Source organism: Ewingella sp. AOP8-B2-18, from assembly GCF_052376015.1.
Classification (GTDB): Bacteria; Pseudomonadota; Gammaproteobacteria; order Enterobacterales; family Enterobacteriaceae; genus Ewingella; species Ewingella allii.
This window is the reverse complement of sequence record NZ_JBQSVB010000001.1, coordinates 127,287-142,840: the sequence shown is the minus strand read 5'-3', so window position 1 is coordinate 142,840 and position 15,554 is coordinate 127,287. Positions and strand designations below refer to the sequence as shown.

The window sequence follows — 15,554 nt, the reverse complement described above, 5'->3', positions numbered from 1 at the left end:
GGGAGGCGCTAAAAGCTTACAACCTATAACTGTCTGACTTCACGCCATTAATCCACAGCGGGCGCGTCTCTCCGGCGGGCAGCACGATGCCCAAACTGTCCCACGCCGGTTTGAAGTCGCCGCGCTGAGTAAAGTCGATACTGATTTTCTCGCCGTCAGTTGCAATCTCCCAGCTTAGCCACAGCGCATTGCCCTCTTTCCAGCCGTGGCTCTCGCCGTCATCTTCAAACAGCATGCCGCAAGAGGTGGCCGCCGCCGGGCTTGGGAATATATGCAGCTCGCGCACCTTGTCCTGCTGCTGATCGACATAAGCCGTGCGCTGAGACATAGGCAGTGCAGCACCGGCGCGCACCAGCAGTGGCAGGCGATCCAGCGGCGCGTCCAGCTTGATGCTCTGCCCACCGGCGAACCATTTTCCGCTATAAAAATCACACCAGCCGCTCTCGTTAGCAGGCAGATACACCTCGCGCTCGCGCTGGCCCTGCTCCACTACGCTTGCCACCAGCAGGTCTTTCCCCAGCATAAAATCGTCGGTTTCGACGAAGGTGTTGGCGTCGTGCTCGTGGTCGAGGAAAGTCGGGCGCAGCATCGGCTCGTCATCCTCATGGGCCTGCCACAGCAAGGTGTAGAAGTAAGGCAGCAGGCGATAGCGCAGGTTGATGGCGTCGCGGATCAGCGCCGTGCTCTGGCTAAACATCCATGGCTCATTCACCGTGCCGTCATCATTCCACGAGTGAATAGTAAAGCGCGGGTGCATCACGCCATTCTGCACCCAGCGCACAAACAGCTCTTCATCCGGGCGATCCCCGGCAAAGCCGCCGACGTCATGACCCACGTTGTACAAGCCGGAGAGGCTCATGCCCAGCCCCATGCGCGTGTTGTAGCGCAGCGTTTGCCAGCAAGTGCGGTTATCGCCGCTCCATGTTTGCACGTAGCGCTGCATCCCGGCGCAGCCTGAGCGGGAGATGAGATAAGGCCGCAGGTTGGGCGCAAATACCTGCTGAGCCTCGAAGGAGGCGCGCATCATTAACAGCGGCATCACCGGACGAATGTGCTTGATAGCAATGGATTTTCCGAAGCCAAAGCAGCGCGCGTTGCTGTCCCACACTTCATATTCATTATTATCATTCCACGTTGAGCCAATGCCGTTTTTCAGAAGTTGCGTGGTAACGCCGTGCTGCCACCAGCGAATGGTCGCTAGATTGGTGAAGTCCAGATGGGAGCCTTCGTCGTCCCAAAATACCGAGCGCTCAGGGACATCCTCTTGTGAATCGCGAATAAACAGCCCCTGCTGGGCGACAAGCGCGTATTGCGGGTGGTCCTGCAATAGACAGGGTTTGATGTTGGCGGCCAGGCGGATCCCCGCGTCGAGAAAGGCCTGCGACATGGCTTTCGGCTCAGGGATTTTGTCGTAATTCCAGTTGAACACATAACGCTTATTGCCAATCGAGGTGTAGCCGGAAGAGAGCTGGAACGAGTCGCAGGCAATATCCTGCTCGCGGCACAGGTTGATGAACTTCATCAGCTGCTGCTGGGCGTCTGACGCGTCGGTGTAGTACATGGTCGAGCCGCTGTAGCCGAGGCTCCATTTCGGGCCGAAGGTGGTTTTGCCAGTCAGCCGCACCAAGGTTTTAGTGACGTCAAGGGCCGTCGGGCCGAGGAACATATAGTAATCGAGATCCCCCGCTTCGGCGTTAAAGCGGCGATAGGGCAAATGGTAATTATCCAGCTCTTGGCCGAGATCAAGCCAGACATTGCTGAGATTATCGTAGAACAGGCCAAAACTGACGTCACCCCGGCGCGTTAACGTAAAGGGAATATGCTTGTAGAGCGGATCGGTGCTGGCGGCGTTATAGCCCATGGCGTCCAGATTGCGCATTTCAAAACGGCGACCAGCGCGATTGAGATCCCCGGCTTTTTCCCCCAGACCGTAATAGCGCTCTTCGGGATAGCGGCGCTGATAGTGGGCCGAACCGTCACCCTTCACCGACAGCATATAGGCCCCGGTTTTACGGTCACTGGCCAGCGGCAGCCAGCTGCCATCGGTGTGGCGATATTCCCATTCGAGCCACAAAGGCTGGTGAACCGTTACCCGCAGCTTTTCGCTGCTGATCACCAGCCGATCCTCAAACTGCTCCAGCGTGTAGCCCGGCAGACTAAATCCATGATTACTCAGACGATCGCGCCCCTCCCAAGGCACATCGTCCGTTGGCGCAATGCTCCAGGTTCGGTCCAGCGCCAACCCGCCACGGCGTTTGATCAGCACGCGGAATAGGCCCTGCTCCAATATCCGCAGGCAAAACAGATGTTGATCGTCCACCCGCAGCTCCACGCCCGCGGCGTCCTGTGCTGCCAGCACCCAATGCTTTAACGTCTTCATGCACTTTTCCTTTTATCTGCCGGTGTGCGGCGTTCTGCTATCAGGGCAATCAGGAAAACCGCCCCAATCAGGTCAAAAAATCCCATCGCGATAAACAGCGGGTTGAAGCCGATATTGTCGGCTACCGCACCTATCAGTAATGAAAACAAGAAGCTGGCGATCCACGCGGAGGAGCCGCGCATGCCGTTAACCGTCGCCACCTGACTTTTATCGAATGACTCCACCACCACCGCGCTCAGCATGCAGGAGATCACCTGATGTCCGAATCCGCCGATGGAGATCAGCGCGATGGCGGCGTACGGGCTTTCGGTGAGCGCCACCAGCGCCAGTGACAGCATCAAGAAAGCCCCGGTCACCGAGCTGGCAACAATCGAGTTAATGCGGGTGCAGCCGAAGAATTTGCGATACAGCGTGGTGAGATAGCCACTGGCAACACTGCCCAAATCCGCCGCCAAGAACGGCAGCCACGCGAACATCACAATGTGCTTGAGGTCCATGCCGCGCTCGTTTGCCAGATAGAGCGGCACCCAGAAGCTAAACACCGCCCACGCGGGTTCCGCCAGAAATGCCGGGATGGCAATGCCGTAGAATTTCTTGTTTTTGCAGACGATTTTCAGCGATTTGATAAAAGGTAAACGGGTCTGCTGAGGCTCATTGTCCTGGCGAATCAGCGCCAGCTCTTCTTTGCTCAGGTTCGGGTGGTTTTCCGGCGCGTGGTAGAACTTCCACCACAGCAGCACCCACAGCATCGACAAAATCCCGCAAAACAGGAAAGCGCCGCGCCAGCCGAAAGAGAGGTGAGCCACCAGAATAATCGGCGGTGCCAGCATGGCGCCAATGGAGAAGCCCACCCCGGCCCAGCCTGCGGCCACCGGCCGCTCTTTGCGCGGGAACCAGTCGGAGATGGCTTTGGCGTTGGCGGGCGTGGCGGCGGCCTCGGCGCTGCCCATAAAGAAGCGCAGAATAGCCAGTTGGATCCAACCCCCGGCTCCGGCGTGCAGCATACAGACCACGGCCCAGACGGACGCACAGATCAGAAAGCCGAGTTTCAGGCCAATGACGTCAATCAGCCAGCCGCATAGAGGTTGGAAAATGGTGTAGGCCGCCTGAAATGCCGCCACGATGTAAGAGTATTGTTCGGTGGTCATATTCAGGCTGGTTTTCAGTTCAGCCGCCAGCAGACCCAGTGAGTTGCGGGTGATGTAGTTGACCGTCACCCCAAGTAGAAATAGGGCCAGCATCCACCAGCGTAAGGCTCTGATTTTGCGTCTTCCTGACGTCACGGCGTCGGTATTGATCTCAATCGTCATTGTTATTTCTCCTCCCTGGTCAGCAGGCTAGCTGCCAGCGATGGTTATTGTTTGAGTACCCTAGACGACTGTATGCAGGCTGATTTGTGAGCGGAACGTGATTCTTTGCAAGAATTTTCATGGACTAGACAAATTTGCGAGCCTCGCCCTGAAAATGCCTAAGATTACGCACAAAATCCTTCATGAAAATTTTTTCATTTTCGAATTTGAAGGAGATCACAATTTGAACGGAAAGCTAAAAATCCAGCAAATTGCTGACCATACGGGGCTGTCGATCAGCACGGTTTCGCGCGTGTTGGCTGGAAAAAGCAATACCAGCGCGCGCGCCAGAGAGCAGGTGTTGAGCTATGCAACGTCGCAGGGCGTGCTCAGCGGCCTGTCCACCGGGCGGCTGATGCTGAATAACATTGTGGTCTTCGCCCCGGCCCGCGCCTTCGACGCTCGCAGTGATATCTTCTACTACAAGGTGATTCAGGGGATTGTTGCCGCCGTCAGCCAGCACGACGTGCGGGTTCGCTACTGCGCGTTGGAAGAGAGCGACGCCGACGTGGCGCTGTTTATCGCCAAAATGACCGATGCCCAAACCGACGCCGCGCTGCTGGTTGGCATTGACGATCCGCATATCCACCAGCTTGCGACCGACTTGGCTAAACCCTGCGTGTTGATCAACTGCCGCGATCGGCTGATGCGCCACGACAGCGTGTCGCCGGATCATCAAACTATGGGCGACTTCGCCACCGATTATCTGTTCAGTCAGGGGCATCACCGAATTCTGACCCTGCAATGTCTGCGCCGCCACACCATGGAGCTGCGCCTGGCGGGCATCAAAGAGGCCTTCTCGCGGCATAATCTGGCCTTTGACGACGGCCAGCATCTGGTCACGACCTCGGGGTTTGGCGCGCAGGAAGCTGAACAGGCCATGCTGAATTATCTGGATACCCTGCCCGGCGGCCAGCCCATGCCGACGGCGATTCTGGCGGGAGGCGATTTTATGGCATCCGGTGCCGTGGCGGCCTTGGTAAAACGCGGGTTTGCGGTGCCGACGGACATCAGCGTGATGAGCACCGACGGCTTTAATCTGGCAGAAATTCACGATGTGGCGCTCACCGCCGTGCACGTGCCGCGCGACGAGCTGGGTGTGGAAGCAATCGCCCTGCTCCAGCGCCGCCTGTTCCGCCCCGAAGCCCCCTGCTCTAGCGTGCTGCTACAGGGCAAGCTGGTGACACGCAACTCCGTGCGCAAGGTCAGAGGCAGCGCGCTTCATCCTGCCGTCACCTCGCACAATCATCAGCTTTATGATGATAACCAAGAGTCGGTAGAGAACAGATAAATCCCATCTTTCGCTGGCGGGGAGCGCAGCCGGACTATACTCAATATCAATGAATACTTGTCACTCTTAAGCTTCACTTATCGATAAGGAGAGTTGTTATGAGTCACGGTACCAAACAGAGATCCCCCCTCGGCGTTATTCCTCCCTATATCCTCAATCGCATTATTGAGCACGGCTCAGAGCCGCAGAAAAAGTGCGCGCGCCTGACGCTGGTTCACGTCAATACCCTGATGGCCGAGGCTTACGCCAAACCCAAAGGCGTGAAAACCGCTAAGGCGGGTCATGTCGAGCGAGATATTTATGACGCCGAAAACGGCACTCGCCTGCCCGGCAAGTCGGTGAGAAAAGAGGGGCAGCCGAGCAATGACGACGTGGCGGTTGATGAAGCCTATGACTATCTTGGCGTGACTTATGATTTCTTCTGGCAGGCGTACCAACGCAACTCTTTGGACAATAAAGGGTTGGCGCTGCTTGGCTCGGTGCATTACGACAAGGAGTATCAAAACGCCTTTTGGAACGGCCAGCAGATGGTATTTGGCGACGGGGACGGTGAGATTTTTAACCGTTTCACCATCGCCATCGACGTCATTGGCCACGAACTGTCGCACGGCGTGACCGAGAGCGAGGCCGGGCTGGTTTATAGCGGCCAGTCTGGCGCGTTGAATGAATCGCTGTCCGACGTGTTCGGCTCTCTGGTCAAGCAGTTCAGCAAAAAACAGACGGCGGATAAAGCCGACTGGATCATCGGCGAAGGCCTGTTAGCTAAGGGAATTAAAGGCAAGGGGCTGCGCTCGATGGCGCATCCGGGGACAGCTTACAACGACCCGCTGCTTGGCAAAGACCCACAGCCCGCCGACATGAAAGGCTATGTGAACACCCGCGACGACAACGGCGGCGTCCACATCAACTCCGGCATCCCTAACCGCGCCTTCTATCTGGCTGCCACCGCGCTGGGCGGCTTTGCGTGGGAGCGCGCGGGCTACGTCTGGTACGACACGGTGTGTGATAAATCGCTGCCGCAGGATGCCGATTTTGCAACTTTCGCCAAGAAAACAATCGAACATGCTGAGAAGCGCTTCGACGCCGCTGTAGCACAGGCGGTGAAAGAGGCGTGGGGGCAAGTTGGGGTTATCTAATGAAACCACTGGAATCGCTGGAAAGCAGCGCCGTCATCGAAATGTATCGCGAAGGCGGCGTGGCGTTTATCCCTAAACTCAACGGGCCTCGCCGGGTCGCTATGGCGGGGATGAGTGAGGACAAACGCCAGCAGATCTGCCAATTAATCAATCAGTCGCTGCCCTACGCCGAGCCGCCGGAGCAGGCCGGGCGCGGCGACCAGCGCTATTACCGGCTGGAGATCTCTTATGCCACTGCCCAGCAGTCGGGCAGTCAGGTGCTGATTATTCCGGAGACCCAGACACCCGCTGAGCTAATCGAATTGTGGAAATCGGCCCAGCCCGAGGGCTAGTCGCTGTAGGGCTGGTAGCTGAACAGCACCCGCTTTTTGGAGATCATGCCGTGGCCGTTTTGGCAGAAATAATCCACCGCGCCGCAGGCTTTTAGGGTTTGCAGCGGCTGCTGGCAATCCGGGCAGAGCGCCGTCTGCTGATAGTCGGCGTTACAGCTGTCACAGTGAAAGTGATTGCTCACCCAACTCATAGGTTGAGTGCAAACCGGGCAAAGTGCTTCCATCTTCTCTCGCTCCCGTTAAATCACGCCCAAGGCTCGTAACAGATAAAGCCCCAGCGCGGTGGTGAAAAATGAACCTAGCGTGGTTACAGCAATAATGTTGGCAGCCAGCGTAGCATTTCCGCCTAGCGCGCGCGTCATAACATAGCTGCCCGCCGCCGTTGGCGTACAGGAGAAGAGGAAAATCACCCCGAGCGCCGCGCCGCGAAAGCCGAGCAGCCAGCCGCCTAAAGTCATCAACGCCGGGACAAAAATCACCCGCGACGCCGAGGACCAGGCCGCCACGTTTGAGCTGCGGAACATGGTTCGCCAATCCAGACTGGCTCCGGCACAGAGCATCGCCAACGGCAGCGCCATGCCTGAAATAAATTCGCCGGTTTTGCCAATGGTGTCAGGCATCGGCAGGTGGCTGTACTGGAAGGCCAGCCCGAGCAGCAATCCAATAATCAGTGGGTTAGTGACAATGCCGCGCAGAATCGGGCGTAGCCCGACGCGCTTGCCGGAGCCGCCCTGCAAACTGCGGGTTAAGGTTATAACTGAAAGCACGTTGAACAGAATCACCGTGACTGCCAGATACATCGACCCCAGCGCGATACCGTCATTGCCGAAAGCCAGCGAGGCATAGGCCAGCCCGGCAATCCCCGTGTTGGCGCGAAATCCGCCTTGCACAAAGATGCCCCGCTCGCGCGGATCTTTAACCAGCTTGATGGCGACCAGTTCTAAAAGCAGAAATGAAATGATAGTACCGACTGCGCCATAGACCGCCAGCGGCAGGTTAGAACCCGAGGTGTCGTGCCCCTGCGCCACGCTGAAAAACAGCAGGCAGGGCAGCGCGATATTGAATACCAGACGGCTGGCTTTTTCATTGAAGTTGTCGTCCATCAGTCCGGTACGACGCAACCACATGCCGAGAATTAATATCAATAAATTAGGAACCGTAACGCCAAACGCAAAACTCCAGGTTTCCCAAAACATCTGTTCCTTCCCTGCCGTCGAGGCAAAAAAAAACGAGGTACATTTTCATGTACCTCATCAGATTAAGATTTATTTTTCAGGTGCTGTAACAGGCGCTTACGCTTACGCTGCTGGTGCGGAGAGAGCGTGTTCTTCTTGCCTTCATACGGGTTTTCGCCTTCTTTAAATTGAATACGAATTGGCGTACCCATCACTTTCAGTGAACGACGGAAGTAGTTCATCAGATAGCGTTTGTACGAATCGGCCAGATCTTTCACCTGATTACCGTGGATAACCACGATAGGCGGGTTATAACCCCCGGCATGCGCATATTTCAGCTTCACGCGGCGACCATTCACCAACGGTGGCTGATGGTCGTCGGCCGCCATCTGCATGATGCGCGTCAGTAAGGAAGTGCTTACACGGGTGGTAGCACAGGTATAGGCTTCAATGACGGATTCGAACAGATTGCCTACGCCGCTGCCGTGCAGAGCAGAAATGAAGTGGATACGGGCGAAATCGACAAAGCCGAGGCGCAGGTCTAACTGATCCTTCACCTGAGCGCGGGCATCTTCGCTCATGCCATCCCATTTGTTCACCACGATAACCAGTGAGCGCCCACTATTGAGGATGAAGCCTAACAGCGAGAGGTCTTGGTCAGAGATGCCTTCGCGGGCGTCGATAACCAGCATCACCACGTTGGCATCTTCAATCGCTTGCAGGGTCTTGATCACTGAGAACTTCTCAACGATTTCAGTGACTTTTCCGCGCTTACGCACACCTGCGGTGTCGATCAGAACGTATTCACGCTCATCACGGGTCATCGGGATGTAGATACTGTCGCGAGTGGTGCCCGGCATGTCGTACACCACCACGCGCTCTTCGCCGAGAATACGGTTAGTCAGTGTGGACTTACCTACGTTCGGACGGCCGACAATAGCCAGTTTGATTGGCAGAGATTGCGGGTCGAAGTCATCTTCAACGTCGGCTGGGATCTCATCGTCGTCCTGACCGCCTTCCAACTCCGCCCAGTACGCGGCGTTGGCTTCTTCTTCAGTCAGCTCAACTTCTTCAGGCTTCTCGCCGACGAACGGCACTAATACGTGTTCGATAAGCTGAGTTACACCACGGCCATGTGAGGCAGCAATGGCGTACACATCACCAAGGCCCAGCGAGTAGAAATCGCCGGTGGCGGTGTCTGGGTCCAGACCGTCAGTTTTGTTAGCGACTAGGAAGGTGGCTTTTTCACGGCTACGCAGATGCTGGGCGATGCCCTGATCGGCAGGCATCAAGCCTGCACGCGCATCCACCATGAACAGCACGATGTCGGCTTCTTCAATGGCTAACAGAGACTGGCCTGCCATGCGAGTTTCGACACCATCTTCAGTGCCGTCGATACCGCCGGTATCAACAATGATGAACTCATTACCCTCAATTTCAGCACGACCGTACTTGCGGTCACGCGTTAGCCCCGGGAAATCCGCAACCAGCGCGTCACGCGTCTTGGTTAAACGGTTAAATAAGGTGGATTTACCCACATTCGGGCGCCCAACAAGCGCGACGACAGGTATCATTTTAAAGCCTCTGTTTTTATAAACTAAGTGCAAAACGCAAAGAGTTACAGCACGGCATAAAGCCATAAAACGCTATAAATCAAATCATTACATCGCAGGCTGTGAAATTCACCTGCGCATATTTCAGAATACGAAACGGCCCCTGATTTTTTCAGGAGCCGTTTTTAAGCCCGACTGGGCCAGACGCGACGAGCGACTATTTGCGACGATCAGCGGGTGAAGGAGTAAACCTCACCGCCCTTCGCCTGCACGACCAGCTTGTCGCTTGCCACGATTGGCGCAGCCAAGAAGCCGGAGCTGTCAACTTTCTGCTGAGCCACGAAACGGCCATCAGTGGTGTTGATCCAGTGCAGGTAGCCTTCCGAGTCACCAACCACAATATAACCATTATACAACACTGGCGCGGTCAGGTTACGGTGCAGCAAATCACTTTGACGCCACAGGCTAACGCCGCCTTGGGTGTCGAGCGCCATCACGCGGTCATCTTGGTCAACCATATAGATGTGACCGGCGTCGACGATGAAGTCATTGATAGAGCCAACGTCACGTTTCCACATGATTTGGCCAGAACGCAGATCCATTGCCACCAGATTGCCGTTGTAAGCCAGCGCGTAAACTACGCCGTCAACGATAACTGGCGTGGTGTCCACGTCGCTCAGACGATCGATTTCAGTCGCGCCGCTTGGCTGAGAAATACGTTGCTGCCAGATCAGCTGGCCTTCTTTCATCAGCACCGCGCTCACGCGTCCGTTGTCGCCACCGACAATGGCTGCACCGAAGGCAGTTGCAGGGGCTGACTCACCGCGCAGTGACAGCGTTGGCATATCGAGGTTGGCGGTCCATTGGATAGTCCCGTCAGTCTCGCTTAAGCCTTGCAGCATACCGTTGCCGGTGTGGATGATCACCAGACCGTCGCTGACCACTGGGCGAGAGAGTGCTTCACCCGCCACTTTGGTCTGCCATGCCACAGTACCGTCAGCGCTGTTCAGTGCATAAACGATCGCTTTTTCGCTGCCCACGTAGATGTGTGAGCCAGCAGCGGTCACGCCGCCAGACAGCAGAGCAGGACGATTTTTGGAGAAGAAGCCGGTTTTTTCCGACAGATCCACTTTCCAGTTTTCTTTGCCGCTGTCAGCATCCAGAGATTTCACAATACCGAAACGATCGGCGGCGAAGATAGTATTGTCCTGCCAGGCCGGACGCAGATGAGAGTAGAAATCGCCTACGCCATCACCCACCGACGTGCTCCACACTTTGGTTGGTGTGAACTGATTTTCAACTTTCGGCAACGGGGACATCTTAACGACGTCTTCTTCGCTGTTAAACAAAGAACAGCCACTCAACAGGGCAACGGAAACCCATCCTACCAAGAGTGTTTTACGCAATTGCATCGGGGTTCCCCTTAGCTGGATAAGTTGTTCAATTTCATACGCAACACGTTCTGTAGCGTCTGAGAAGGTTTAGAATCAAGGCCTTTGCTGAAGGCTTCACGCGCGCCCTTGGCATCGCCTTTCGCCAGCAAAACGTCACCGCGAACATCTTGTTGCAGTGCAATCCAGCCCTCACCCTTAACGCCGTCGAGCGTTTTGAGTGCGTCATCAAATTTCTTTTGCTGCGATTGAACGCGAGCCAAACGCAGGCTGACCAGAGAGAGTAAATTCTCTTCTTTCGCCTGAGATTGTGCAGCAACCAGCTGCTTTTCCGCGTTAGCGAAATCTTTCGCTTCCACGAAATGATCAGCAAGCTGGAGCGAAGCGAACACGCCGTAGTTGTTTTTATTGCTCTGCGCGAATTTCTCTAAATCTTCAACGCCCTGCGCTTTCTTATCCGTCACGGCCTGATTGGCCTGCTGGAAAGCAACAGAAGAGTCAGCCATGGCCGAGCTCTCATGGGACTGCCAATAACGCCAACCACCTAAAGCGGCGATCCCGAGTACTACGCCAATCGCCAGCGCTTTACCGTTTTCTGCAAAGAAACGACGTACAGCGTCAACTTGTTCGTTTTCAGTGGTATAGACTTCCACGTGGTCCTTCTCCTTAACCTATCATCGAGGCCAAGCGCGCAGCGAGTTCGCTTTGCGCCAGCGTTTCTTGCTCACCGCTTTGCAGGTCTTTAACCACTACCTGACGGGCCGCGACTTCGTTTTCACCTAATACCAGAGCGACGCGCGCTCCCCATTTATCAGCGCGGGCAAATTGCTTTTTGAAATTACCGCCGCCGTAGTTAGTCATCACTCTTAATGCAGGAAGCTCGTCACGCAGTGACTCTGCTAATTGCATTGCTGCGCCCTGAGTTCCAGCGCCGACAGAAATCACATAAGCATCTACTGTCGCAGGTGCTTTAAAGTCTGGGTTAACAGCCTGAATCAATAAGATCAGACGCTCAAGCCCCATAGCAAAACCGACGGCTGGCGTTGCACGCCCACCCAGTTGTTCGACCAAACCATCATAACGGCCACCGCCGCACACAGTACCCTGTGAGCCGAGGCTGGTCGTTACCCATTCGAACACGGTGCGGTTGTAGTAATCCAAACCGCGAACCAGACGCTGGTTAACCGTATATGGGATACCTGCTTGCTCTAAAAGTTCACACAAGCCAGCAAAGTGTTCTTTAGATTCAGCATCAAGATAGTCCGCCAGCGCCGGCGCGTCATTCAACAACAGTTGAACGTCTGGATTTTTTGAGTCCAAAACGCGCATTGGGTTGGTGTACATACGACGTTTGCAGTCTTCGTCCAGCTTCTCTTTATGCTGCTCAAGGAAAGCCACCAGTGCTTCACGGTAGTTCGCACGCGCTTCCAGAGAGCCAATAGAGTTCAGTTCCAGCGCAACGTGATCGGCGATACCCAGCGCACGCCACCAGCGTGCAGTCATCATGATCAGTTCAGCGTCAACGTCCGGGCCTTGCAAGCCAAAGACTTCAACACCCATCTGGAAAAATTGACGATAGCGGCCTTTTTGCGGACGCTCGTAGCGGAACATCGGGCCGATGTACCACAGGCGTTGTTCTTGATTGTACAGCAGACCATGTTCAATACCGGCGCGCACGCAGCCAGCAGTCCCTTCCGGGCGCAGAGTCAGGCTTTCGCCATTGCGGTCCTCGAAGGTATACATCTCTTTTTCAACCACGTCGGTAACTTCACCGATGGCGCGTTTGAATAACGGGGTCTGCTCTACAATCGGCATACGGATTTCGCTGTAACCGTAACTACCCAGCACCTGCTTAAGGATGCCTTCGACACGTTGCCACAGCGCGGTATCTTCCGGCAGGTAGTCGTTCATGCCACGGATGGCCTGGATATTCTTTGCCACGTCAATTCTCTATCGTTTTTATAAAAAATGAACCCGATAGTCGGGTTCAATATAATGCAGGCGCGGATGGGTGCCTGCAACCGATGTTACTTTTCAAGATGATTGATAACGATACGTTTACTTTCATCCATAATGGCTGCTTTGGCGCGGATCTTGGCTTCGAGCTGGTCGATCATTTGCTCGTTGTCGAAACGATCCTTCTGGCGCACGCCATCTTCATAGAAACCGCTCTTGTTGTGGCCGCCGGTCACACCAATGGTCGACACCAGCGCTTCGCCAGGGCCGTTAACCACGCAGCCAATGATCGACACGTCCATCGGCGTGATCAGATCTTCAAGGCGCTGTTCCAAGGCGTTCACGGTACCAATGACGTCAAACTCCTGACGTGAGCAGGTCGGGCAAGCAATAAAGTTAATACCGCGCGAACGAATGCGCAGTGACTTCAAGATATCGAAGCCAACTTTAACTTCTTCCACCGGATCCGCCGCCAGAGAAATACGCAGCGTGTCGCCGATCCCTTCAGAAAGCAGCATACCCAAGCCGATCGCTGACTTAACCGATCCACTACGCATGCCACCCGCCTCGGTGATCCCAAGGTGCAGAGGTTGATCAATGCGTGCAGCGAGTAAGCGATAAGACTGCACGGCGAGGAACACGTCGGAAGCTTTCACGCTGACTTTAAACTGGTCGAAATTCAGGCGGTCAAGGATATCAACGTGGCGCATCGCCGACTCAAGCAGGGCTTCCGGCGTAGGTTCGCCGTACTTTTCCTGAATGTCTTTCTCGAGCGAGCCGCCGTTAACACCGATACGAATCGGGATATTTTTATCGCGCGCGCAATCGACTACCGAGCGAATGCGAGATTCATTACCGATATTACCCGGGTTGATACGTAAGCAGTCAACGCCATACTCGGCAACTTGCAGCGCAATACGGTAGTCAAAATGGATATCAGCGACCAGCGGGACATTAACCTGCTGCTTGATGAGCTTGAAAGCTTCGGCGGCGTCCATGGTAGGAACAGAAACACGGACGATATCAACGCCAACACGTTCAAGGGCTTTGATCTGTGCCACGGTTGCGGCGACATCGGTGGTACGGGTGTTGGTCATTGATTGCACAGCAATCGGCGCACCATCACCGATAGGCACCTTGCCGACGTAAATCCGGGTTGATTTCCGACGGGTGATGGGTGCTTGGTTATGCATTACTTACTCTCCACAGTTGCAAAGAATCTGAACAGCTGCCGATTATTCGGCAGCCAAAGTCAGACGAGCAACACGGCTGGACTTGATAAAACGACTTAAATCAACCGGCTTACCTTGATACTGAATTTCAACAGCAGCAGGTGCCCCGATTTTTAATTTGTAAGGCGCAGTACCTTTAACGCTCAAGGTTTCACCGCCCTTCTTCATGCCGCTGAACAAAGTCTTGCCAGAGGCATCGTCAATCTGCAACCAGCAGTCTGACTTAAAGGTCATCGCAACAGCATCGGCGTCGGCCGCTGGGGTAGCAGAGTCTGCATTTCCCGTCGGCAGGCCGTTTTGAGCCACTGGCTGGCTTGGCGATACGGCAGCAGGCGCTTGCTCAGTATTGCTGGCCGGTGCATTGGCTGCAGTAGACGTATCTAAAGGAACTGAATTAGCTGGCTGTGAAGAAGCCGCGCCCGCCGTGGCGTCAGCAGGTGCTGTACCCTGCGTTGGCGTGGTTTCAACCGGGGCTGAATTTGGGTTATCACCCGTATTCAGAGCAATAGACTGCCCCTGGCCGTTGTCCTGATTCAGCTGAGCCGTTGACTGGTCAGCCATCGTGGCGATTTCTTGCTGCTGGGCTTGATGATTTTGCCACCACCACGCACCAGTCAAACCAATCACCACGAACACCACGAGCCAGGTAAAGCCCATCAACCAGCCATCGCGCTTCTTGCGAGATTTGCCGAGTGCGAACCCTTGCATCGAGGCAACTTTCGGCACTTTGATTGGCGCTTGTTTGCCAATCATGCTTGAAAGCTCTTCTTCAGGAACGTGAACTAATTTAGCGTACGAGCGAATATAGCCACGCAGGAAAGTCGGCGCGAGGTCGGCCGGCGTGGTTTCTTCTTCAATTTGGCGAATAGTCGAGACTTTCAGGCATAGGCGTTCTGCAACGGCCTGATGACTAAGTCCCAGCTGTTCACGAGCTTGACGCAGGCGTTCGCCCGTCGTCATTGTGGCTTTATTTTCTTGAGAGGCTTCAGTATTCATTAGCTAAGAACTGCTGGTACTGTTGGGATTGTGGAAAACTTCGCGCCAGCTGCTTGCCGTAGCGTTGAACGCTAACCGGGTTGCTTGCTAACGCAGCGAAACGAATTTGTAACATGAGGCTTTCAGCACTGACTGGCAGAACATGTTGGTAGACATCGAGCAACACTTGCGCCTGAGCGCGGTTCCCTTCACCAAACTGTTTGGTTGCCTCAGTGAGCAAAGGCGCACCTTTATCAGGATCAATTTTCAATGCCCGACTCAGTAACACACGTGCTTCCTCATTCTGATTGGCCTTCAGAAAACAGTAGCCTGCGTTTTCCAGACTGTCAGCCACCTGACCGTAATCAGGGACATTGGCAGCGGCGCTAAACTGCTGTTGTGCCGGTACATACTGCCCTAAACCACACAAAAACGCACCGTAATTATTAAGCACAGTTCCATTTTGCGGAGCCAGCTTCAATGCCTGCTGATAACGGCTTTCTGCTGCGCCATTATCGCCGTTTTTTTGCTCGTAAAGCGCCATGCCTAACTGGGTGCGATAATCGTTTGGTGCACTATCCACTGCTTTCTGTAGATTCTGCTTCGCACTGGCCATATTGCCCTGAGACAAATAGGCCATGCCCAACTGCAAACGGGTCTGTGAAGCACTGCCCGGCGCGGCGAGTTCAGACTCCTTGGGAGAGCTGGAACAGCTCGCCAACAGGCAGACTGTAAAGCTTAGCGCAATTGCCTTGGTCCATCTGGTTTTAATCGTCATGCTAAA

Annotated in this window: 14 protein-coding genes; 3 read left to right on the top strand and 11 right to left on the bottom strand. The window is 55.0% G+C overall.

From position 1 onward, the window contains the following. Positions 1–16: 16 nt before the first annotated feature. Positions 17–2,380 carry a glycoside hydrolase family 31 protein gene (locus ACT3RR_RS00635; protein ID WP_496199546.1) on the bottom strand — a complete coding sequence of 788 codons (2,364 nt, stop codon included), beginning with the start codon at positions 2,378–2,380 and terminating at the stop codon, positions 17–19. Then, positions 2,377–3,690 carry an MFS transporter gene (locus ACT3RR_RS00630; RefSeq protein WP_353501243.1) on the bottom strand — a complete coding sequence of 438 codons (1,314 nt, stop codon included), beginning with the start codon at positions 3,688–3,690 and terminating at the stop codon, positions 2,377–2,379. The genes ACT3RR_RS00635 and ACT3RR_RS00630 overlap by 4 nt, the downstream gene beginning before the upstream one ends. Before the next feature lie 223 nt (positions 3,691–3,913). Between ACT3RR_RS00630 and ACT3RR_RS00625 the strand changes: the two genes are divergently transcribed. The 3 genes from ACT3RR_RS00625 (at position 3,914) to ACT3RR_RS00615 (ending at position 6,488) form a co-directional block, all read left to right on the top strand. Further along, positions 3,914–5,020 (top strand): LacI family DNA-binding transcriptional regulator, encoded by a 1,107-nt coding sequence (locus ACT3RR_RS00625; protein WP_496199545.1) that lies wholly within the window; start codon positions 3,914–3,916, stop codon positions 5,018–5,020. Between the two features lie 98 nt (positions 5,021–5,118). Continuing rightward, on the top strand, positions 5,119–6,156 hold the full coding sequence (locus ACT3RR_RS00620; protein ID WP_496199544.1) for a M4 family metallopeptidase: 1,038 nt from the start codon (positions 5,119–5,121) through the stop codon (positions 6,154–6,156). Beyond that, positions 6,156–6,488 carry a protealysin inhibitor emfourin gene (locus ACT3RR_RS00615; RefSeq protein ID WP_496199543.1) on the top strand — a complete coding sequence of 111 codons (333 nt, stop codon included), beginning with the start codon at positions 6,156–6,158 and terminating at the stop codon, positions 6,486–6,488. Before ACT3RR_RS00620 ends, ACT3RR_RS00615 begins: the two co-directional genes overlap by 1 nt. Here the strand turns inward: ACT3RR_RS00615 and ACT3RR_RS00610 are convergent. The 9 genes from ACT3RR_RS00610 to pilW all read right to left on the bottom strand — a co-directional run bounded on the left by ACT3RR_RS00610 (position 6,485) and on the right by pilW (position 15,548). Then, on the bottom strand, positions 6,485–6,712 hold the full coding sequence (locus ACT3RR_RS00610; protein WP_353501239.1) for a zinc ribbon domain-containing protein: 228 nt from the start codon (positions 6,710–6,712) through the stop codon (positions 6,485–6,487). The two genes, ACT3RR_RS00615 and ACT3RR_RS00610, sit on opposite strands and share 4 nt — an antisense overlap. Before the next feature lie 15 nt (positions 6,713–6,727). Continuing rightward, the gene (locus ACT3RR_RS00605; RefSeq protein WP_353501238.1) at positions 6,728–7,684 is read right to left on the bottom strand and encodes an AEC family transporter; all 957 of its coding nucleotides are present in this window, start codon (positions 7,682–7,684) and stop codon (positions 6,728–6,730) included. A 62-nt stretch (positions 7,685–7,746) separates the two neighbouring features. Further along, on the bottom strand, positions 7,747–9,237 hold the full coding sequence (gene der, locus ACT3RR_RS00600; protein WP_353501237.1) for a ribosome biogenesis GTPase Der: 1,491 nt from the start codon (positions 9,235–9,237) through the stop codon (positions 7,747–7,749). 209 nt (positions 9,238–9,446) lie between these two features. Then, the gene (bamB, locus tag ACT3RR_RS00595; protein ID WP_353501236.1) at positions 9,447–10,628 is read right to left on the bottom strand and encodes an outer membrane protein assembly factor BamB; all 1,182 of its coding nucleotides are present in this window, start codon (positions 10,626–10,628) and stop codon (positions 9,447–9,449) included. 11 nt (positions 10,629–10,639) lie between these two features. Then, the gene (locus ACT3RR_RS00590; RefSeq protein ID WP_353501235.1) at positions 10,640–11,260 is read right to left on the bottom strand and encodes a YfgM family protein; all 621 of its coding nucleotides are present in this window, start codon (positions 11,258–11,260) and stop codon (positions 10,640–10,642) included. A 13-nt stretch (positions 11,261–11,273) separates the two neighbouring features. Next, positions 11,274–12,548, bottom strand: a complete 1,275-nt coding sequence (hisS, locus tag ACT3RR_RS00585; RefSeq protein WP_353501234.1) for a histidine--tRNA ligase — start codon at positions 12,546–12,548, stop codon at positions 11,274–11,276. 86 nt (positions 12,549–12,634) lie between these two features. Continuing rightward, the gene (gene ispG / locus ACT3RR_RS00580; protein WP_353501233.1) at positions 12,635–13,756 is read right to left on the bottom strand and encodes a flavodoxin-dependent (E)-4-hydroxy-3-methylbut-2-enyl-diphosphate synthase; all 1,122 of its coding nucleotides are present in this window, start codon (positions 13,754–13,756) and stop codon (positions 12,635–12,637) included. A gap of 42 nt (positions 13,757–13,798) precedes the next feature. Continuing rightward, entirely contained in the window at positions 13,799–14,791 is a 993-nt protein-coding gene (gene rodZ, locus ACT3RR_RS00575) for a cytoskeleton protein RodZ (protein ID WP_486032065.1), read from the bottom strand. Next, the gene (gene pilW, locus ACT3RR_RS00570; protein WP_496199542.1) at positions 14,781–15,548 is read right to left on the bottom strand and encodes a type IV pilus biogenesis/stability protein PilW; all 768 of its coding nucleotides are present in this window, start codon (positions 15,546–15,548) and stop codon (positions 14,781–14,783) included. The genes rodZ and pilW overlap by 11 nt, the downstream gene beginning before the upstream one ends. Positions 15,549–15,554 lie beyond the last annotated feature (6 nt).

What these genes read in the sequence shown, in the direction of transcription:
- ACT3RR_RS00635 (WP_496199546.1), bottom strand. Translation starts at nt 2,380, where the DNA reads ATGAAGACGTTAAAGCATTGGGTGCTGGCAGCACAGGACGCCGCGGGC.
- ACT3RR_RS00630 (WP_353501243.1), bottom strand. Translation starts at nt 3,690, where the DNA reads ATGACGATTGAGATCAATACCGACGCCGTGACGTCAGGAAGACGCAAA.
- ACT3RR_RS00620 (WP_496199544.1), top strand. Translation starts at nt 5,119, where the DNA reads ATGAGTCACGGTACCAAACAGAGATCCCCCCTCGGCGTTATTCCTCCC.
- ACT3RR_RS00615 (WP_496199543.1), top strand. Translation starts at nt 6,156, where the DNA reads ATGAAACCACTGGAATCGCTGGAAAGCAGCGCCGTCATCGAAATGTAT.
- ACT3RR_RS00610 (WP_353501239.1), bottom strand. Translation starts at nt 6,712, where the DNA reads ATGGAAGCACTTTGCCCGGTTTGCACTCAACCTATGAGTTGGGTGAGC.
- ACT3RR_RS00605 (WP_353501238.1), bottom strand. Translation starts at nt 7,684, where the DNA reads ATGTTTTGGGAAACCTGGAGTTTTGCGTTTGGCGTTACGGTTCCTAAT.
- der (WP_353501237.1), bottom strand. Translation starts at nt 9,237, where the DNA reads ATGATACCTGTCGTCGCGCTTGTTGGGCGCCCGAATGTGGGTAAATCC.
- bamB (WP_353501236.1), bottom strand. Translation starts at nt 10,628, where the DNA reads ATGCAATTGCGTAAAACACTCTTGGTAGGATGGGTTTCCGTTGCCCTG.
- ispG (WP_353501233.1), bottom strand. Translation starts at nt 13,756, where the DNA reads ATGCATAACCAAGCACCCATCACCCGTCGGAAATCAACCCGGATTTAC.
- rodZ (WP_486032065.1), bottom strand. Translation starts at nt 14,791, where the DNA reads ATGAATACTGAAGCCTCTCAAGAAAATAAAGCCACAATGACGACGGGC.
- pilW (WP_496199542.1), bottom strand. Translation starts at nt 15,548, where the DNA reads ATGACGATTAAAACCAGATGGACCAAGGCAATTGCGCTAAGCTTTACA.